This is a genomic window from Chryseobacterium joostei (genome assembly GCF_003815775.1).
GTDB lineage: Bacteria > Bacteroidota > Bacteroidia > Flavobacteriales > Weeksellaceae > Chryseobacterium > Chryseobacterium joostei.
This window is the reverse complement of sequence record NZ_CP033926.1, coordinates 2,381,051-2,401,615: the sequence shown is the minus strand read 5'-3', so window position 1 is coordinate 2,401,615 and position 20,565 is coordinate 2,381,051. Positions and strand designations below refer to the sequence as shown.

Annotated in this window: 20 protein-coding genes; 11 read left to right on the top strand and 9 right to left on the bottom strand. The window is 34.0% G+C overall.

Annotation, left to right across the window (positions count from 1 at the left end; all coding sequences use genetic code 11):
- Nucleotides 1-76 precede the first annotated feature (76 nt).
- Both EG359_RS10970 and EG359_RS10965 read right to left on the bottom strand, forming a co-directional pair.
- Nucleotides 77-949, bottom strand: coding sequence for a DUF4846 domain-containing protein (locus tag EG359_RS10970; RefSeq protein ID WP_076354620.1), 873 nt, complete (start codon nt 947-949; stop codon nt 77-79).
- Nucleotides 950-1,063: 114 nt separating this feature from the next.
- Nucleotides 1,064-1,408: a winged helix-turn-helix transcriptional regulator gene (locus EG359_RS10965; RefSeq protein ID WP_076354618.1), complete on the bottom strand. Its 345-nt coding sequence runs from the start codon at nt 1,406-1,408 to the stop codon at nt 1,064-1,066.
- Nucleotides 1,409-1,504: 96 nt separating this feature from the next.
- Here EG359_RS10965 and EG359_RS10960 point away from each other — a divergent pair, with 96 nt between their 5' ends.
- On the top strand, nt 1,505-2,146 hold the full coding sequence (locus EG359_RS10960) for a peroxiredoxin-like family protein (RefSeq protein ID WP_076354616.1): 642 nt from the start codon (nt 1,505-1,507) through the stop codon (nt 2,144-2,146).
- Nucleotides 2,143-2,943, top strand: coding sequence for a DNA alkylation repair protein (locus EG359_RS10955; RefSeq protein WP_076354614.1), 801 nt, complete (start codon nt 2,143-2,145; stop codon nt 2,941-2,943). The genes EG359_RS10960 and EG359_RS10955 overlap by 4 nt, the downstream gene beginning before the upstream one ends.
- 969 nt (nt 2,944-3,912) lie before the next feature.
- Here EG359_RS10955 and EG359_RS10950 read toward each other — a convergent pair.
- The 3 genes from EG359_RS10950 to EG359_RS10940 are packed head-to-tail and all read right to left on the bottom strand — an operon-like array spanning nt 3,913 to nt 6,398.
- A complete protein-coding gene (locus EG359_RS10950; RefSeq protein WP_076354612.1) occupies nt 3,913-4,671 on the bottom strand; it encodes a TIGR03915 family putative DNA repair protein in 759 nt (252 codons plus the stop codon).
- Between the two features lie 36 nt (nt 4,672-4,707).
- Nucleotides 4,708-5,136 (bottom strand): hypothetical protein, encoded by a 429-nt coding sequence (locus EG359_RS10945; protein WP_076354610.1) that lies wholly within the window; start codon nt 5,134-5,136, stop codon nt 4,708-4,710.
- Nucleotides 5,137-5,138: 2 nt separating this feature from the next.
- Nucleotides 5,139-6,398 carry a putative DNA modification/repair radical SAM protein gene (locus EG359_RS10940; protein ID WP_076354608.1) on the bottom strand — a complete coding sequence of 420 codons (1,260 nt, stop codon included), beginning with the start codon at nt 6,396-6,398 and terminating at the stop codon, nt 5,139-5,141.
- Between the two features lie 156 nt (nt 6,399-6,554).
- Between EG359_RS10940 and EG359_RS10935 the strand changes: the two genes are divergently transcribed.
- The 7 genes from EG359_RS10935 to EG359_RS10905 all read left to right on the top strand — a co-directional run bounded on the left by EG359_RS10935 (nt 6,555) and on the right by EG359_RS10905 (nt 13,680).
- Nucleotides 6,555-7,883 carry a hydroxymethylglutaryl-CoA reductase, degradative gene (locus tag EG359_RS10935; protein WP_076354606.1) on the top strand — a complete coding sequence of 443 codons (1,329 nt, stop codon included), beginning with the start codon at nt 6,555-6,557 and terminating at the stop codon, nt 7,881-7,883.
- 166 nt (nt 7,884-8,049) lie between these two features.
- A complete protein-coding gene (locus EG359_RS10930; protein WP_076354604.1) occupies nt 8,050-9,138 on the top strand; it encodes a hypothetical protein in 1,089 nt (362 codons plus the stop codon).
- 1 nt (nt 9,139) lies between these two features.
- Entirely contained in the window at nt 9,140-9,526 is a 387-nt protein-coding gene (locus EG359_RS10925; RefSeq protein ID WP_045500850.1) for a DUF423 domain-containing protein, read from the top strand.
- 69 nt (nt 9,527-9,595) lie between these two features.
- Complete coding sequence (locus tag EG359_RS10920) at nt 9,596-10,279, top strand: hypothetical protein (RefSeq protein ID WP_076354602.1); 684 nt, start codon at nt 9,596-9,598, stop codon at nt 10,277-10,279.
- 79 nt (nt 10,280-10,358) lie between these two features.
- Complete coding sequence (locus EG359_RS10915) at nt 10,359-11,636, top strand: chloride channel protein (protein WP_076354600.1); 1,278 nt, start codon at nt 10,359-10,361, stop codon at nt 11,634-11,636.
- Nucleotides 11,637-11,913: 277 nt separating this feature from the next.
- The gene (gene sucC / locus EG359_RS10910) at nt 11,914-13,104 is read left to right on the top strand and encodes an ADP-forming succinate--CoA ligase subunit beta (RefSeq protein ID WP_076354598.1); all 1,191 of its coding nucleotides are present in this window, start codon (nt 11,914-11,916) and stop codon (nt 13,102-13,104) included.
- A 78-nt stretch (nt 13,105-13,182) separates the two neighbouring features.
- Nucleotides 13,183-13,680, top strand: coding sequence for a hypothetical protein (locus tag EG359_RS10905; protein ID WP_076354596.1), 498 nt, complete (start codon nt 13,183-13,185; stop codon nt 13,678-13,680).
- Nucleotides 13,681-13,837: 157 nt separating this feature from the next.
- On the opposite strand, the gene EG359_RS10900 is transcribed toward EG359_RS10905, so the two are convergent.
- Nucleotides 13,838-14,725 (bottom strand): mechanosensitive ion channel family protein, encoded by an 888-nt coding sequence (locus EG359_RS10900; protein WP_076354594.1) that lies wholly within the window; start codon nt 14,723-14,725, stop codon nt 13,838-13,840.
- Between the two features lie 96 nt (nt 14,726-14,821).
- On the opposite strand from EG359_RS10900, the gene EG359_RS10895 reads away from it, so the two are divergent.
- On the top strand, nt 14,822-15,457 hold the full coding sequence (locus tag EG359_RS10895; RefSeq protein WP_076354592.1) for a peroxiredoxin: 636 nt from the start codon (nt 14,822-14,824) through the stop codon (nt 15,455-15,457).
- Between the two features lie 98 nt (nt 15,458-15,555).
- Here EG359_RS10895 and EG359_RS10890 read toward each other — a convergent pair whose 3' ends face one another.
- The 3 genes from EG359_RS10890 to EG359_RS10880 form a co-directional block, all read right to left on the bottom strand.
- Entirely contained in the window at nt 15,556-16,146 is a 591-nt protein-coding gene (locus EG359_RS10890) for an outer membrane beta-barrel protein (protein ID WP_076354590.1), read from the bottom strand.
- Between the two features lie 310 nt (nt 16,147-16,456).
- Nucleotides 16,457-16,972, bottom strand: coding sequence for a hypothetical protein (locus EG359_RS10885; RefSeq protein ID WP_076354588.1), 516 nt, complete (start codon nt 16,970-16,972; stop codon nt 16,457-16,459).
- Nucleotides 16,973-17,061: 89 nt separating this feature from the next.
- Nucleotides 17,062-19,299, bottom strand: coding sequence for a TonB-dependent siderophore receptor (locus EG359_RS10880; RefSeq protein ID WP_076354586.1), 2,238 nt, complete (start codon nt 19,297-19,299; stop codon nt 17,062-17,064).
- Between the two features lie 182 nt (nt 19,300-19,481).
- Here EG359_RS10880 and EG359_RS10875 point away from each other — a divergent pair, with 182 nt between their 5' ends.
- The gene (locus EG359_RS10875) at nt 19,482-20,537 is read left to right on the top strand and encodes a Gfo/Idh/MocA family oxidoreductase (protein WP_076354584.1); all 1,056 of its coding nucleotides are present in this window, start codon (nt 19,482-19,484) and stop codon (nt 20,535-20,537) included.
- Nucleotides 20,538-20,565: the final 28 nt, after the last annotated feature.

The window sequence follows — 20,565 nt, the reverse complement described above, 5'->3', positions numbered from 1 at the left end:
AAAATTTCGAACACAAATTTACAAAAACAAGTTCAGATTATCGTAGTAACTTTCCAATAGTTTTGAATATAAATAATTAAAAGCTTCTGAAGTTTGTCGGTTTGAAAATATACCGCGCCGTTTTGGTTTCCTGTTCATTGATGTCAAGGTCATACCATGGCGAAATATTTTTATTGAAAGGGTTGGAAAGCAAATGAATAGACTGAGCCGGAGTAAATCCTTCACCTAATAAATATACTTTTTTTCCTTCTTTATTTTTAGATACCCCTGCAATGAAGACTATATGACCGGGACTTCCGGGTGTAATCAGAATATCTCCTGTTTTTAAATCTGAATTTTGAGTTACCGGCTTAGTTTCCTTGTTAAGAGAAATAGTTCCCGCATAATTAAAGATCAGATCCAGATAATTTCTGAAACCCTGATAAGAATCATCAAATGCGGACATTTTTCTGAAGCTTACAGAATTTCCGTTAACAATGGCTCTTGTCCCATTTTTATAGTCATTCCAGCTGAGGAGGTCACCACTCGTAAAGTGAAACTTAATTTCATCAAACCTCTTCATCTTATATAAATATTCAGCTCTAAAACGGATAACAGCATCAGCGCATTGCTGCAAATCTTTATTTCCTGTATCAATATCAAAAATAGCTTCGTGAAGATGTTGTGTGGCAATAGGAGAACCATCATATTTTAAGATTTGACTTCCATAAGGTTTCAGCTTAAAATTTTCAATAAAATATCCGAATGAATCAGATTTTTCATCTACCCATTCATAATCTTTAGGTGGTGAAAATCTTTCTCTGATGGTATTTTTATCCTTATTGATTGGTACTGAACTTTCCTGATGGAGATCTTTTGTTTCCTGAGAATTATGGCCAGATGAAGTCTTGTCATTGACACAGCCTGATAGAACAATGGCTATAACCATTCCGGAAATAATTTTTTTCATATACATTTGATTCAATTACAAATATGAGATTTTTTTTATTATGTATGATAGGAAATGTATTTTTTTAAGATGAAATTTTACAATTAAAAATTAACTCAATCTGCAGGGGTGAAATTATTTACTAAGTTCTTCTTCCGGAATCAACAATTTTCCCCAATCATTCAACTGCCAAAGAATGACAACGAGTTTTTCACCCAGTTCCGTAAGAGTATATTCAACCCTGGGAGGAAGTTCATTAAAGGATTGCTTGGTAAGAATACCATCTTCCACCATTTCGGTTAGTTGCTGATTAAGCACTCTTCTGTCGACCTTGGCAATCCCACGTAAAAATTCACTTGGTCGTTTCTTTCCCTCATTGATCTGCCAGACGATGGGGATTTTCCATTTTCCACTGATGGTATTAACGGCAACTTCCAGTGGACAGATTTTATTTTCTTCAGCTCTTTCCTTTGTTTCCATAAAATTGACTTTTTTATCCCTATGGGTTAAAAATATGCGTTATTGCCTATTTCTAAAGGCTTTTAGACCTTTGTAAAAATAATAAATTAAAAAATAATGAATACTACCTTGTCCATGCAGATAGAGCAATTAAATAGAGAACTTTCATCACAACTTCCACAGGAAATAGTAGAAGCATTTGCAGAATCTATTGAAGATTTAAAAAGTAAGAAGATGCAAGAAAATAGTATTCAGATTGGTGAAGAAATACCAGAATTTTCCCTGCCAAATACACAAGGTGAAATAATAAATTCTGTTGAAGTTTCTAAGAATGGAAAAATTATTTTGGCCTTTTACAGAGGAAGCTGGTGTCCTTACTGCAATTTGGAATTAAAATTTTTGCAGGATAATCTTTCAAGAATAAAAGATAAAAATGCAGTTCTGCTGGCTATTTCGCCACAAAGTCCGGAGCATTCTCTTGTCTTGGCTGAAAAAAATAATCTTGAGTTTGAAATATTGACGGATACGGATAATGCTTTTGCTGAAAAACTGGGGATTGTCTTTCAATTACAAGATTTTGTACTTCCATATTATCAAGCTTTGGGCATTCATCTTTCAGATTATAATAAAAATAACGATAACAAATTACCGGTTCCAGCTGTTTTTGTGATTGATGAAAATAGAATAGTTACCTATAAATTTTTAGATGTAAATTACATGAGCAGAGTAAATGTAGAAGAATTAATAGAAGCGCTATGACAGAAAAGAAAAAAGGAGCACGCTCCATCAAGGATATTCCCAGTGATATTTTGATACAATTAAATAAAGGTGAGCTTGAAACAGTTAATCTTACAGAATGGCTGGCGGTAAATCAAAAGCTCTTGCTCGAAAATTTATTGCAACAGAATAATCGGACAGAATATTTAAAACCTATTATAAAAAAGGTAGAGCAGTTGAAAAAGCAGACAGTTAATACAGTCAATGAAGCCATTGGACTTGGAATTCTGGAATTTGCACTCAAAAATAAGGATGAAGAGTTTATCTCCAGCTTATCAACTCATCAGGCAGATTTAGTACGATGCTGGGCTGCTTACACGGTGGGAAGAAATCATGCTTTTAACATAAAGGAAAAACTGGAACGAATACAGCGTTTTGCTTCTGATCATCATTTTGGGGTAAGGGAAATCAGTTGGATGACGGTACGTCCGGACATTTCAAAGAATCTTACAGAAAGTCTGTTAATTTTATCAGAATGGACTCAACATGATGACGAAAATATCAGACGTTTCTCAAGTGAATCTACCAGACCGAGAGGAGTATGGTGCGAACATATCCTGGAATTAAAGCAAAACCCAGGATTAGCATTGGAAATTTTAGAACCCTTGAAATCAGACTCCTCAAGATATGTACAGGATAGTGTGGGAAACTGGCTCAATGATGCAAGTAAGTCACAACCGGAATTCGTGATAGAAACCTGTGATGAATGGCTTAAAGAAAGCAATACAAAAGAAACCAATTATATTGTCAAAAAAGCGCTCCGTACCATTCGTAAATAAAAGTTATCCACAAACTCAAAAAAAACACTTGAAATCTTCTCTTTAGATTTTTGTGATTTCACTTTGGTAAATATGACTTCTGTTTTTCTTCTTTAGACAGAATTTATTAAATTTTTAAAAAGGAAATAACCGAGAAATCTGGTCAATTTCTAGACTAAAAAGTTATCCACAATATGGGATTGTAGATTAATAATTCCTATATCTTTCACAAATATAATGAGTTATAGAATCTCTGTGTAAAGGGGTTTTGCTGAAATTAGTCTAATTTTCAGGTGAGAAAAGTTATCCACAATATGGAAATATGGATTAAAGTTCTTCCATAGATTCTACAAAATTCATCGTGATAAGTATGATTTTAATTTTTCGTGTGTAAATAATATGTATTAAAGCTTTAAAAAGAAGGTATCTGTGAAAATAGGGTCAATTTTTACATTAAAAAGTTATCCACAATATGGGATTGTAGATTAATTCTTATTATATCTTTCATAAAATTAGTAAGTTATAAAGTATCCTTGTAAAGGGCATTTGTGAGAATTAGTCTAATTTTTAAGGAAAAAAGTTATCCACAATATGAAAATATGGATTAAATCAACCCGCTGAGACTTCAAGAATTTTATCATGATAAATATGACTTTAATTTTTTTCTGCAAATGAGATTTATTAAAGCTTTAAAAAGAAAATATTTGTGAAAATCAATTCAATTTTTTCACTAAAAAGTTATCCACAATATGGAATTGTAGATTAATGACTCCTATATCTATCATATATTTAGTAAGTTATAAAGTATCCTTGTAAAGGGCATTTGTGAGAATTAGTCTGATTTTTGTTGGAAAAAAGTTATCCACAATATGGAAATATGGATTAAAGCATACGCATCAGAAATTTTACAAAATAGATGAAGAAAGAATTTTAATATCATCTCTAAGAAGTAAAAAATTGGCGAAAAAATATAAAACTCAAATTGATTTGTCACCATTTCTCTGTCAAATACTTCCAATATCTCTTGGGAACATGCTGGATATGCAATTTCAAATTCTTTCGTTCCACAATGTTGGTCTTTGTAAAATATCTCTGCCACAGCCTTTGGTAATTTTTCTCATCATCATGGAATTTATCCTCATATCTATTTAAGTCTAATTTATCTTCAGGATAAAAGAAATCGCAATTTTCCAGATCATACAAGATTCCGTAGTTTCTGCGCAAATCATAAATCATCCATTTCTGATCCTGATATCGATCTTTAAAATGCTTTCTGATCAAGGGAAGAACATTGAAGTCCGGATCAATTTTTGAGAAAAAAACATGGTCCTGCATTTTTTCAAAACGTACGAAAGCGGTCATTCGGTGGCTTTCTCTACTCACCGACTTGCAGATCTTTGAGATCATCATAATATCTGAATCTGCAAAGTTTTCCAGAATATTTTCTGTGGGTTGTTTTATAGATTGCCTTACTGCGGATAGAATTATTTTTTCTAGTTCAGGATCTTCCGATAAAAAAACTTTTAAAAGCTTATGAATGCCTTGTTTTCCAAGATTTTGCTCTAGTTTATTTAAGACCCGTTCAGATTTATTGTTTTGAGTAATTACTTCGTGGATCTCAGCAAAAATATTTTCCTGATGAAATCTTTCCCTACTTACAATTTCCACATCCTGATAACGGTATTCAAAAATTTCAAATATCGCAGTAAAAAGACCATCAAAACTTCCGTCGTAGAGTAGGGTTGTCATAGTTTGATTTGAAAGAGTAACAATTTTGTTGCTTTGCTATTTTCTGTAGCAGATTAATTTCAATTCATTTTCGTCTGATTCCAAACAAAACTTACCAATGTTTTGTATAATTATGGAAATCTTTTCTAGATCCTGATAGGAACTTGAATTAATAACTCTAGGGAAAGAAAGAAATTCTATTTCATTGAATTGTAGAGGTTCTCCAAAAGAATTATTGAGCTCGAATCCTGCATGCCAGTATTCAAATCCATAAGAGGGGTTGTCTGCTATGTATAATTCTCCCATATTCTCATGCTGAATCTTTTTAAAGAAAATTTTTTGAACAGTTTCATTGTTATCAACTAATGTATCAATTAGTCTTACCCATTTTGAATTAGACATTAGAGGTTGAGAAAACTTGATAGCTTCTTTTTCAATTTCTCTCTTCCATTGCTCACCAGAATGTATAGTTTTTTTTGTGCTCATCTTTAAAATAAACTTAATTGCTGTGAAAACTGATTGTGAAATTTAGAAGAGCTTCCACCTACTAATAACTTTCTGAAGTTTTTATCCGTTAAATATTTCAAATAGGCGTTCCCTGTATTAAAGTCAATAAAATATTTTGCCCGGTTTACGGCTGTTCCTAACTTTTTCAGGTGGTCCATATTTAAAATCTGAAAACGTCTTGCGCTTACTATTTTTTGTGCTGATTTTACCCCAATTCCGGGAATCCTTAAAATCATCTGATAATCCGCGGTCTGAATATTCACAGGAAATTGATCCAAATGCCGAAGTGCCCAGCTTAATTTAGGATCAACCTCCAGATCAAGAAATGGAATATTGGGATCCAAAATTTCTTCGGCCTTAAATCCGTAAAATCTCATCAGCCAATCCGACTGGTACAACCTGTTTTCACGAAGCATCGGCACCTCCGTAGTTAAAGATGGAAGTCTTTTATCCTCCAAAACAGGAACATATCCTGAATAATAAACTCTTTTAAGATTAAAGTTTTTGTAAAAATGATCAGCAACCTTAATGATTTGCAAGTCGTTTTCCTGAGTAGCACCCACAATCATCTGAGTAGATTGTCCTGCTGGTGCGAACTTAGGGACTTTCTTTAAAATCTTTTTCTCATCCTGATATTGGATAATCCCTTTTTGAATGTATCTCATAGGGCTGATCATGTCCTGCCTGTTTTTTTCCGGAGCCAAAAGCTTTAATCCACTTTCTGTAGGAATTTCAAGATTGACGGATAGTCTGTCTGCATATAATGCCGCTTCCTGCATGAGATCGTCACTCGCTCCCGGAATAGATTTCAGGTGAATATACCCATTGAAATTTTCTTCCAAACGAAGTTTTTTGGCAACCCTCACAAGCCGTTCCATGGTAGTATCGGCATTTTTGAAGATTCCGGAGCTTAGAAATAACCCTTCAATATAATTTCTACGATAAAAATTAATCGTTAAGTCTACAACTTCTTCTACTGTAAATGCTGCCCTTTTAATATCATTTGAACTTCGGGATACACAGTATGCACAATCATAGATACAGTGATTGGTCAATAAAATCTTTAGTAAGGAAACACATCTTCCGTCTTCTGTATAAGTATGACAAATTCCGCTTACGGAGCTATCTCCTAAAGCACCTTTTTTATTTTTTCTTGTTCCTCCGCTGGACGAACAGGAAACATCATATTTCGCAGCATCAGCAAGGATTTCAAGCTTTTCTTTAAGGCGATCGAAATTCATATTTTAATGAATGGATATATTTTGTATCAATTTTAAATTAAAAACTTGTTCAAATTTAGTTCTAAAAATTGATAAATGTCAATCTTTTTTCATAGAAGTTATCAACAAAATAAAACCTCAAAATCATTATATTTACGGCTCATTAAAGTTTATATCATGAATCATAAACCAATCGAAGGTTTTTCCAAGCTTCCAAAGCAGGGAAAAATCGACTGGCTCGTAAACGAATACCTTGAGGGAAATCAGGAATATCAAAATATATTAAAGCAATATTGGAATGAAGATGCAGATCTTCAGAAACTTCACGATGAGTTCTCTGAAAATACAATTTCAAATTTCTATATGCCTTACGGAATTGCTCCGAACTTTTTAATCGACGGAAAACTAGTGGCACTTCCAATGGCCGTTGAAGAAAGTTCTGTAGTGGCTGCAGCTTCCAAGGCCGCAAAATTCTGGATTGATAAAGGAGGTTTTAAAACAACCATTATCAATACTGAAAAATTAGGACATACCCATTTTATTTTCAATGTAGAACCTCACAAGCTATTACATTTCTTTAATTTCAATTTAAAGAAAAAGCTTTTTGAAACTACAGACGATATTACTGCCAATATGAGAAAACGTGGTGGTGGAATTCTGAATATAAATTTGGTTGATAAAACAGCAGAAATGCCCAATTATTACCAGTTGAAAGCAAGCTTTGATACAGTAGACTCAATGGGAGCCAACTTTATCAATTCTTGTCTTGAGCAGTTTGGAAAAACGTTAAGACAGGAAGTGGCAACAAGCGAAGACTTTACTCAGGAGGAAAAAAATTCATTGCAGATTGTAATGAACATTCTTTCCAACTTTACGCCTGATTGTATTGTCAGAGCTGAGGTGTCATGTAAAATGGAAGATTTAAAGGATGATAGTGGAATTTCTCCTGAAGAATTTGCTTCTAAATTCAAGCAAGCCGTAACGATTGCAGAAATTGAACCTTATCGTGCAACCACGCACAACAAAGGAGTAATGAATGGGGTAGATGCGGTAGTAATTGCAACCGGAAATGACTTTAGAGCAACAGAAGCTTGTGCTCATGCTTATGCAGCAAGAGACGGACAGTATAGATCATTAACGCATTGTACAACAGACAACGGAGTTTTCAGATTCTGGATTGATCTTCCAATTTCTGTAGGGGTAGTAGGTGGTTTAACCAATCTTCACCCATTGGTAAAATTCTCCTTGGCCTTACTTGGAAAGCCATCAGCTCAGGAATTAATGAGTATTCTGGCTGTTTCAGGATTGGCTCAAAACTTTGGAGCGCTGCGTTCATTGGTAACAACAGGTATTCAGAAAGGGCACATGAAGATGCACTTATTGAATATCTTAAATCAATTGGGTGCTACGGAAGAGGAAAAACAATATTTTGTGGCCTATTTTAAAGATAAAACAGTGAGCCACCACGAGGTGATCAATGAGTTTAACAGAATGAGAGGAAACTAATGTTACAGATTATCCTACCTGTTATATTTCTTCTTTTTGGATTCTTTTTAAAAAAGACTACACTGGAGGGGTTTAAAAGTTCCAAAAGGTTCGCCAATATGTTTATCATACTGGGAATTTCTACCTTGGTTGCCAAGTTTATTTTAATGTACTTAAAATCGAAATAATGAAAAAGAGTATCCTGTTTTTTTTGTTGATTTCTAGCCTTGGTTTTTCACAACAGAAAAATGTAAAGATTAGCAACTTGCCACCAAAAACAGAGGATTCTACTTTTCCTGTGATCTCTTATCCTGAAAATCCAATGGTGGAGAATAAGATAAATACTTTTCTGCAGGTTGATGAGCTGGAATATGTTCCGAATTCAGGAAGTAACCCATTTAAGCTGGTCTCTACAGGAACAACTTCTTATTCCAACTACATTTATTTTTATAGCTGGGAAAAACTGGAAACCCCTAAAAATATTTTAAGCATTGGTTTGGATGGAGAAGCTTCCGGAGCTTATCCTGAAGGCTTTTCAGACTGGAAAAATTTTGATCTGAGAACAGGAAATTTTATCAATGCTCAGGATTTGTTTCAGTCAGGTTCAGTGAAAGCTGTAGAAAACATCCTTCAGCAAAAAGTAAAGAAAAGGGTGGATGACTACCTTAAAGAATTAAAATCTCAGAAAAACCGTACAGAAGAAACAGAAGAGCAAATAGGGATGTATGAGGGCTGTTTTACAGAACAGTCTTTGGATGATATCAGATACCATTTTGGAAAAGATAAAATAACATTTGTAGCAGGAAGATGTTCTAACCATGCGATGAGAGCTTTGGATGATCTGGATAGTCATGAGATCGAAATTCCATATAAAGATCTGGATAAATATTGGAGTTCTTATGCCAAGAATTTAATTTCAGGTTCTGAAAAAATAGATAAGACTAGTTTCCGAAATAAGTTGTATAAAGGAAAAATTGATGGAAAATATCCAATTACCGTTCTCATCAAGCGTTTTTATCCTGATAGTGATCATTCAGGAATGAGTTCCTTTAATGCAGAGTATTGGTATGATAAAAGTAAAAAGCTGATTAAATGGGATGGCCAATTGAAAGGAAATCATATTTCTATCACTGAAAATGACCGTTATGATGATGCTACAAGCCAATGGATACCAAGAGCATTAGTGGAAGCTGAAATGAAAGGCAGAACCATTACCGGAACCTGGCAGGATTATAAAACAAAAAAATATTTAACCCTAGAATTAGAAGAGTTATAAAATGAAAACAATTACCCTTATTTTTGGAGCAGTGTATGGAATGCTTTCAGTAATCCTTGGCGCATTCGGAGCACACGCCTTAAAGAAAATATTATCCGTAGAAAGACTGGAAAGTTTTGAAACCGGAGTAAGATACCAGATGTATGCAGCATTCTTTCTGCTCATTATCGGATATATTTTAAAATTTGAAACTTCCACTGAAAAATGGACTTCAATTTTAATGATTGCAGGAACATTATTATTCTCAGTGAGTATCTATTTTCTTAGTTTGCAGGATTATTTGGGAGCCAATCTTAAATTTTTAGGCCCTATTACACCGCTTGGAGGATTATTGATGATTCTAAGCTGGGGAATGCTTATTCTTTATTTTGCTAAAAATAGAATCTAATATTGCAATTCAGGCAAAAAAAAAGGATTTACGATATATTATGTAGATTGCTTACAGAAAAATAAAACCATGAATCATCGTTTTTTATTCCTTGTTATTGCTCTGACGATTTCTTGTATAAGTGTGCAAAAAATAAATGCACAAGGGAGGAATTTGCTAAACAGAAATATTTTAGTAGAAATAAAAGATATTCAAAAGTGTTTTTCCGATAGTATTAAACGTTATGACTACAAAAAAGATGAGGCTTTATATGCTCAAAAGTATAAATTTTTTTATGGTGAAAAATTAAAAAACCTGAAAGATTTATATCAAAGCATCTATGACAAAGAAGTAATAATCGGAAAAATAGATCCAAACCTATCATTTAAAGCAACCAACGGATTACAGATTGAAAGCAACGTACCTCAAGCAAAGGGTATCCCTCTGGAATCAGAGAAAAAGAAATCTGTTGATATTGCTGAGGTTGAAAATTATCAACAGCTTGCCGAATTGAAAAAACAGCTGACAGTGAATTTTCCTGTTTATTTAATGGAAGATTTTCCCGGCGGAATCTATCGTTGTAAGTTGAATTTTACCATTGATGTGGATGGGAAGTTCAAAAAAGTAAGGTATAGTGAGTCATCTGATACAGAGTTTAGTATCATCAGCGGATTGTTCCTATATGCTATTGGCGGTTTTGAAAAACCTTTGATTTATAAAGGCAAACCAATTATGCAAACCTTTGCACAACCTATTGTATTAACATTCGAATAAATAAAAAGTATACAGTAAAAGCTCTCATCATCAGTAAAGATAAATGATGAGATACTTTTACTATTTAAAATAAATTAAAATGAAAATCAATAGAAAGAGACGCTTAATCAAAACATTCAATCTCTTGGATCAGCCAATGAGGTTTAATCCGTTTGTGTTCAGTCGTACTTTTTTTATGTGGGCCATTACGGGTTTGGTAGGAGGTATTATTGCAGGAGGATATTGGATTGTACTTGAACATTTTACTGAATTTTTAGCCCATTTTCAAGGTTGGCAGGTAATTCCTACAATGGCAATTTGTGGTTTATTGGCAGGCTTGGTCATCCATTTTATCGGAGATCCCGGAGAAATCCATTTGATTGTGAATAACATCAGATTCAATAAAGGAAAGCTGGAACCGAAAAACAATCCGTCAATGATCCTTTCCTCTCTTTTTTGCGTAGCATCAGGGGGAAGCTTAGGTCCGGAAGCCCCATTGGTACAGGTGACAGGATCTACAGGAACGTGGTTGGGGAAGATTTTCAGATTAAAAGGAGAGGAATTACGTTCTTTAAGTATCGCCGGAATGGCTTCTGGTTTTACAGCCTTATTTGGAGCACCTCTGGGAGGAAGTCTTTTTTCCCTTGAAATATTGCATCATAAGCATGCAGTTGAATATTATAAAGCCATTATTCCTGCGTTGGTAGCCAGTTGTTTTAGTTATTTAATGTTTGCCTTGATTATCCATTTGGGAATTGGTGCAACATGGGATCTGAAAGCTTACCACTATACAGGAGTTTACGATTTTGCCTACGCTATAGCTTTTGGAATAGTAGGAACCGTCTTTGGGTGGATCTTCATCTTTGTTGTAAAATTCTTCAAAAAAGTTTTTGAATACAGAAAATTCCCGATTTATATTAAAACATTAGTAGGAGGAATCATTTTAGGGATTATTGCCTATAATTTTCCCATTACAAGATACTTTGGACATAATGAAATCAATCAGCTGATAGGCGGAAACTTTGGATTGAACTTTTTAATTCTTGTCCTTATCTTTAAAATAATAGCCATTGCCATTACAGTAACTTCCGGCTGGAGAGGAGGTTTTATTATTCCGTTGTTCTTTGTGGGGACAACATTGGGACTAATTATCCACAATTTATTTCCAAGTGTGGATACCACTTTAGCCATTGTTAGTTGTATGGCAGCCATCAATGCATGTGTAACAAGAACACCCATGAGTACAACAATCATTTTAGGAACACTTACAGGGTTTACTTATTTTGTACCGATATTATTTGCCAGCCTTACGGGATATTTCCTTGCTCCGAAGATTCCTTTCATCGGATCGCAGTCTGAGAAACTATCGGAAGAATAACATAATTTCCTTTACAATAATGATAAAGCTTTTCTTAATTGAAGAGCTTTTTTAATAGTTACCAGAATTATTATCGATTTTCTTAATAAGAAATTGAGAATTGTTAACTAAAGAATCAACGGATAATTGTATACACCCTTTCTTGCTTTTTTATTGAAGAAATATGATTTTTATTTCCCACGAATGCAATGCTTTCTTTAAAATAAAAATTGATATTTCATCTGTTTTTAGTAAATTTGTCAACCTTTAAATATTAAAATAAAATAATAAAAATAATATGAATCTTCACGAGTATCAATCAAAAGAGATTTTATCAAAGTATGGAGTAGCTATCCAACGTGGTTTCGTAGCAAACAACGTAGAAGAAGCTGTAGCAGCTGCTGAAAAATTGACTGCTGAAACTGGAGCTCAGGCTTGGGTTGTTAAAGCACAGATTCACGCAGGTGGTCGTGGTAAAGGTGGGGGTGTTAAGTTTTCTCCAAACATGGATAAACTTAAAGAAAACGCTCAGAATATCATCGGAATGCAGTTGGTAACTCCACAAACTTCTGCTGAAGGTAAAAAAGTACACTCTGTTTTGGTTGCAGAAGATGTTTATTATCCTGGAGAATCAGAAACTAAAGAATTTTATGTTTCTATTCTTTTAGATAGAGCTGAAGGGAAAAATACAATCGTATATTCTACTGAAGGGGGTATGGATATTGAGCACGTTGCTGAAGTAACTCCTCATTTGATCCACAACGAACTTATTGATCCTGCTTTAGGTCTTCAAGGTTTCCAGGCTAGAAAAATTGCTTTCAACCTAGGCCTTGAAGGAAATGCATTCAAAGAATTTGTGAAATTTATTTCATCTCTTTACAATGCTTACACAGGAATTGATGCTTCTCTTTTTGAAATCAACCCTGTATTAAAAACTTCTGATAACAAAATTATCGCTGTTGATGCTAAGGTAACTTTAGATGGTAACTCATTATTCCGTCACAAAGATCTTGCAGAATTAAGAGATACAAGAGAAGAAGATCCTATTGATGTTGAAGCTGGTGAAGCTGGTCTTAACTTCGTAAAATTAGATGGTAACGTTGCTTGTATGGTAAACGGTGCTGGTCTTGCAATGGCAACCATGGATATCATCAAATTATCTGGTGGTAACCCTGCTAACTTCCTTGACGTAGGTGGTACTGCAGATGCTCAGAGAGTACAAACAGCTTTCGGAATCATCTTAAGAGATCCAAACGTAAAAGCTATTTTGATTAACATCTTCGGAGGTATCGTAAGATGTGACAGAGTTGCTCAAGGGGTTGTAGATGCTTACAAAGCTATGGGTAGCCTTCCAGTTCCATTGATCGTAAGATTACAAGGAACTAACGCTGTAGAAGCTAAAAAATTAATTGACGAGTCTGGTCTTCCAGTTCACTCTGCAATTACTTTAGAAGAAGCTGCAAACAAAGTAAAAGAAGTTTTAGCGTAATCTAAAATTTTTAAATAAAATAAAGAACCGTTTCATTTTTTGGAACGGTTTTTTAATGTATATAAAAAAAGCTATTTCATGAAGAATCTATTCATTCCGGAACCATGTTCTGAAAACTGGGAATCCATGTCACTACAGGAAAAAGGCAGATTTTGTTCTGTTTGTAATAAATGTGTTATTGATTTTACCCAAAAGAAATCTCAGGAAATTCAACAAATTATTGAAGAGAGAAAAGATGAGCAGATTTGTGGTAGGTTTTACAACCATCAGTTAAAAGAAGATATAGATTCATCAGAAAGATTAAAAAAATATTTCTTTAAATATATTCCTTTCAGTTTTCAAAATAATAAAATGATACTAGGCTTATTTTCCTTAGTATTGTTTTTAATAGGCTGTTCAAAGCCAAAAGAAGAAGTTTGTAGTACAACAGGGATAGTTGATATAATGGAAGAAGATTCAGCAGTAATCAATAATAATTATGTTATGGGGGAGGCTGTTATAGTAGAAAATGATACTATTGCGAAAATTCCCGAAAAAGATAAAACGCGGGATTTAAAAGAGCATGCTAAGAAATAAATTAATCTTTTTAGTTTATTCAGATAAAATCTTTGCGTCTTAAAATTTTAAAAGTTGAGTAAAGAATTGCGCCTTTGTGACATTCAACTTTTATTAATAGTGTAAAAAATACCATTTCAAAAAATGAAATGGTATTTATATTTTTATAAATGATTTCTTACTTATCCTGTTGGCTTTCAGTAAAATTAGTTTCTCCACTCGTAATACTTATACTCGTTGGCGTTACCAATTGAATATGATCTGTATCAAAACGTTCTTTAATGCCTAAATAAGCCTTACTTTTTATCTGTGCCAGATTAGCTCCTACTTTTATCCAGAACTTTACCTGAAGATTGAATGATCCTTGTTTCAGATCCGTAAAAATTACTTCTGCAGTATCCAACTTATCCACATTGTCAAGATTTTGAACCACCTCCATAATGCTCTTTTGTGCCTTACTGATATCTTCATCTGCAGGAATTTCAAAGTTTAAGATAATTCTGCGCTGTGGAGAAGCCGTAATATTATAAAATGGTGCATTGAAAACCACCTGATTGGGTATATAAGCTTTCTTACCATCATCGGTTAATATTTTTGTAGTTAAAAAACCAATTTCCTGCACGGTTCCTGAATGAGTGCCTATCGTAATATAATCTCCAACCTTAAAGGCCTTATCAATCCCAATCAGCATTCCTGAAAAGATACTGGAGACAAGATCTTTTAAGGCAACCCCGGCTATAACTCCGGCCACTCCCAAGCTTCCTATAAACTTCCAAAGGAAACCACTGAACCCCATAATTTCAAGAGAAATAAAGGTCCCAAACAGCATGATCAGAAACTTGAATATACTGATTAAGGTCACCAATGAGCTTTCTTTTTGGCTTTTTGGGAAGAATCGATGAAATAGTTTTACTGAAATTTGGCTTAGGTACTTACTGCTGATAACGAAAAATGTAAATACTAAAATTCCCACAATTAATTTTGGGGTAAGCTCTGCAAATGTCATATACCAGCTTTCCAATACCTTATAAACAACGTCAATGTAGCTGAGTCCGGTTTTCTCCATGAATAAAATTTTACATTAAAGATATAAATTTTCTGTAAAAATTTTGCTAGTTCCAAAAAGTCTACTAAATTTGTAGACTAACAAGCACGAAACATTATGTCAATCAAACTAGGAGATACAGCACCCAACTTTAAGGCAGAATCATCTTTAGGGGATATTCATTTTTATGATTATCTGGGAGATTCCTGGGGTATTCTATTTTCACATCCGGCAGACTATACACCGGTTTGCACTACAGAACTTGGTTATACCTCAAAATTGCAGTCAGAATTTGCCCAAAGAGGAACCAAGGTGATTGCTCTGAGTGTAGATGGAGTAGAGGATCATCAAAATTGGGTGAAAGATATTAATGAAACCCAAAATACGGATGTGCAGTTTCCTATTATTGCTGATAAAGACAGAAAGATTTCAGAATTGTATGACTTCATTCATCCCAATGCCTCGGCTACGGCTACTGTTAGATCGTTGTTGATTATTGATCCTGCGAAGAAAGTAAGATTGATTATTACTTACCCTGCTTCTACCGGAAGAAATTTTAATGAAATTTTGAGGGTACTGGATTCTCTACAATTAGTAGATGCTCATCAGGTGGCGACCCCTGTCAATTGGGAAAATGGTGATGATGTAATTATTCCTCCTGCTATTTCTACTGAGGATGCCAGAAAGAAATTTCCCAAGGGTGTTACTGAGATAAAGCCGTATTTACGATATACTCCTCAGCCCAATATATGATTTATTTGATTTTTTATAGTTTAGTTTTAATTTGTACGAAAAGCGCCCCAGAATTTTATTTCTGGGGCGCTTTCATTTTTTTATAAGTATTTCAGTGATTACTTAACGTCGTTGATAATTTGCTTAGCTTTAGACGTTGGAAGATAAATCTGGAATCCTAAACCAAAAGTAATTTTGTTAGTATATCCACCGCTTCCGAATCCTGCATTGGCATCATATTTTACTAAACCTTCTAATCCGATGTTTGGAGTGATGAAGTAAGAATACCCAGGTCCGAATCCAAAGTTAAGACCGTTAGAAGAAGAGCCTCCTTTAGAAATAGAAGTTCCTCCAACACCTACATTACCTTCTAGAAACCATCTTCCGTGGTGTAGTAAGTTGCTTACTCCCTGCTCTCCCGGGTTAAGATAGTAACGTCCTAATGCCCCTACGTTATATGTAAAAGTAGTCGGTGCATCTTTGGCTCCTTTGAAACCTAAATCTACATATCCTCCTAATGCAATATTATCCTCAATGAAATAAGCTCCTTTCGGCTGAATATTAAAATCATAACCACCTCCTTTGTTTAAACCGAAGTTGGCACCTGCAAGGTTACCCCCTACCATCCAATTACCTTTCTGAATCTGAGCGTTTGCAGTTGCTGTTAAACCTGCTATAGCTAATACTCCTGTTAAAATAAGTTTTTTCATAATTTATTATTTTAATAATTAAATGTTTATTATTCACGAATTATAGAAAAAACAATAAATGTGCCAGACTCTTAATTTTAGACAATTTTTCTAAATTAATGTTAAGATTATGAGCGGTATACAATTCAATTTTTTAACAATATAACTGATGATTCTGTAATGATAAATAATTGATATTGTAAGTTGGGATTGGAATATTGTTGAACTTTTAAAAATTATTATATCTGTTTTTTTGTTATTAAATGACATCAAATAAAACAGATATAATTGATCTTATGTATTTCTTGTCTTATTTTTCAGCTTACTTAATTTAAATAAATAAAAGAATTACAGAAATGATTAGACCGGCAATAGTAAACTTGATTCCACGTTTGAATGCTTTAGTCTTAGGATTAAACATCCAGAAACTAGAAATAACAAAAAAGAAAAGAGCAACTCCGAAAAATACACTTAGAGGCGCTATGGCATCTTTAGACTGTGATTTGTGAAGAGAAACCATTTTATCGAGTACAAAAGGCAATTCCATTTTTGAATACTTAGCGACTCCTGTTGCTGAATCATAAGTTCCTTTTTTAAAATGAAGAATTGTACCTTCAGTCTTCTCCACTTCAAGACCTTTCATCTTTAACTCCTTTTTAAGTTCTTTTTCAGAAAGGTTAGCAGATAAAGTTTTTTCATATTTTTTTTCGCTCTTTAGAAAATCAGTGTCTCTGTATACCAAAATAATTCCACTTACTGCATACACCGCCATAATACCGGCTAGGAAATACCCCAGATAACGGTGCATAATTCTCATGAAAGTTCTCGTGTCTTTAATCTTATCCATATCGTATTGTTTTGTTTTTAAATTTCAAAAGTGGAAATTGCATTTTTGCAGTTTCCACTTTTAATGAAGAAGTAATTATATAATTAATTCTAAAGTTTGTACGTCAATGTGAAATAATAGTTTCTTGGCGTAATTGGGTTCACTGAATAGTTTTCGTGAACGTTGTAGTTTTCGACATTAAACAGGTTACCCACTTTCCCTTGAATTGAGAATTTTTTCCATTCATATCCTACAGATACCATTACAGTAGTATAATCTTTTAATGCAAATGATCTACTGATCCCGTTTCTTGCACCCAGTCCGGTTGAACCATTTTTTGTATCATTCCACCCTGCTAATCTATCCCCAATAAAGTAAGCTCCTGCACCTACTTTTAGGCCTTTTGCATAACGGGTGAATTTATAGAATACGGAAGCATTTGCTGTTGTAGCAGGTGTTCTTACCAATCTCTGTTTTTCGACATATCCGAATTCTTCTGGTGTATCTATATATACTGAATTATTGTAAGAGAAACCTCCGATGATGGATAAGTTTTCTGTTGGATTTCCTGTAATATCCAACTCTACTCCTCGGCTTCTCATTTTTCCAGCAAATTCTTTATAGAAAGAATCTGAATTTGCTTGCCCGTTTGCCAATTGGGGAGCTGTTTGGTAATAGTTATTATAAATAATCTGATATGCTGTTAGGTTAACAGCTAAAGCATTGTTCCAAAGGTTTTTCTTTACACCTACTTCATACTGATCAATTGTTGTAGGTTTTAATGCTTGTTCAAAAATATCCTTTCCTGTATTTTGTGCAAAAGAGTTTGTATACGTTGCAAATACTGAAAGGTTTTCATTTGGCATGTAGACTAAACCTGCTTTAGGTGAAAATGCTCTGTCTGATATAGCTGTATTTTTTTGATCAACATCCCCAAGGTTATTTGCAAAGGTATTCTTGGTGTTAGTCATTGTTTCTAGGTAAGACCATCTTAAACCTGCAATTACTTTAAATTGCTTGGTAAGGCTGATGAAGTCCTGAATGTAAATACCAAATCTCTGAGTAGGAATTCTAGTTCTGTCTTTTAGAGATGCATCAGGCATTTTTCCACTAGCCCAACTTGATGGATCATCTAGATAAAGGTTATTATTAATAGCTGAGGTATTGCCATTAGTTCCATAAACGGTTGGGTTGGTATAAGTATAGTTATTTTGAACTCCATAATCCCCGTCGGTACCCATTAAAACCTTGTGATTAATTTTTCCCGTATTGAACTCTCCATTAATATTAACTTGTAATGAAGTATAGTTTTGTTCGTTAAATGTTTTGTTTAAAGGTCTTGCCCAGTAATACCTGTTGTTCGGTTTGTCATATGACCATTGTACTCTTTCCGTTGAGTAGTAGTCTTTAGTATAACTTTGGAATGAAGCAACAGTATTTAAGCTCCATCTGTCACTAAACTGATGATTGAAAGTTACGTTGGTAGATAGTTGTTCTACATTTTGATATTGCCAGTCTGCTCCTAAGAATGCATTTTTAGGGAGCAAATCGTTTATTTTGAAACTTCCGTCAGGATTGATAATAGATCCAAGACCAAAATCAGGAGTGAAATTATTTTTAAGATAATCTGCCTCAACAATTAATTGAGACTTTTCACTTAAATTAAATAAGAATGAAGGATTGAAGTAATATTTTTCAGATTGTACAACATCTCTGAAGCTTTCAGCATATTCATAAGCTCCATTTATTCTAAACGCAATATTTTTAGATAAAGGGCCATAAAAATCTACAGTTGGTTTGTAGGAGTTCCAGCTTCCGCCATTTAATCCTATACTTCCGCCAAAGTTGAATTTAGGTTTTTTCGTAATCATGTTAATAATACCTCCGGCAGCAGTATTTCCATAAAGCATTGCGTTGGCTCCTTTTAAAACTTCTACTCTTTCAAGACCACTTACTTCAGGGAAGACTCCACTGTTTATCCTTGCTCCATTCTTGAAAATATTGTCATTTCCTAAGATAAAACCACGTCCTCCAAAGCTATCCTGAGAATTACCTCTGGATGAAGTAACGTACATTCCATTCACATTTTGAAGAACATCACTCAGTTGTTTTGCTTGCTGCTGCTCAATAATCTCATGAGTAACCATTGCGATGGGCTGAGGATTCTCCATTACCGTCAGGTTTGACTTTGTAGATAATGCTCTTGCCTGGTTAGGATTTCCTGTTTTATGAAGATTAATATCTTCAATGGTTTGGGTTCTGATGGTATCTGCTTCAGCATTTTTCATCTGAGAACTTGCTGAAACAGCGATAAATAGAAGACCTAAGGAAAGTAGTTGTCTTTTCATTTTATTTTTATGTAGAACAGTTTTAAATAAGGCGCAAATGTAAGTATTTGTTTAGAATAGATAAAAATAATTTTGTGATTTTTGTCATATTTTTTTAGGTGAAATAAATGGATTATTTCTATTGTTATTGTGGATGGGAAAATCTGGAGTTTTTATGAATATATTTGTTTTAAAAATAAATTATGCAATTGGTAAAAGCAGGGCTTTGCGCCTTTGGAATGAGTGGCAAGGTATTTCATGCCCCTTTTTTAAAAGAACATCCGGGGTTTTTTATTTCTGCTGTGGTAGAAAGAAGTAAAGAGGAATCAAAAGAAAAATATCCTGAAGCAACCATTTATCACTCAGTAGAAGAAATGCTTAAAAATGCAGATATAGAGCTGGTGATTGTTAATACACCGGTTCAGACACATTATGAATATGCAAAAAAAGCACTTGAGGCCGGAAAAAATATTATTGTTGAAAAACCATTTACAGTAAATGTTGCGGAAGCTGAAGAACTTGTAAAACTTGCTGAAGAAAAGAGTTTGTTTCTAAGTGTATATCAGAATAGAAGATTTGATCGTGATTTCTTACAGGTACAAAAGATTTTAACAGAAGGGAAACTTGGAAATATTAAAGAAGCTGAAATCCGTTTTGATCGTTTCCGTACTACATCAAGTGGAAAGCAGCATAAGGAAAATCCGGATCAGATAGGTTCAGGGTCACTTCATGATCTTGGTGCTCATCTTGTAGATCAGGCTGTACAGTATTTTGGTTATCCCGAAAAGCTTTTTGCGGATGTATTTTCCATGAAAGGTCCGGAATTCGCTAATGATTATTTTGAAATTCTCTTATTCTATAAAGATGATTTAAGGGTAAGATTGAAATCATCAGTATTCAGTAAAGAAGCTCATTATGCCTATACCATACATGGAGACAGAGGAAGTTTTTTACAGGAAAGAACAGATAATCAGGAAAGTGAATTGGTTGCCGGAGCAATTCCTGTCTATGGTAAAGATTGGATGGAGCCTTTGAAAGAGGTAGACGGAATTTTAAACTATTTAAATGAAAACTCTGAAACAGTAAGGACATTAACTTCAAGTGAAGCGGGAAATTATATGAATTATTACCAGCAAATCTACGAGCATATTGTCTTTGGATATCCTTTACCATCACCGGGAAAAGAAGTAATTCAGAATATGAAGATTATAGATGCTTCACTAAAAAGCACAAAAGAGCAAAGCATAGTTAAGCTGTAATATAAACTAAGAATTATGAATTGGTTCA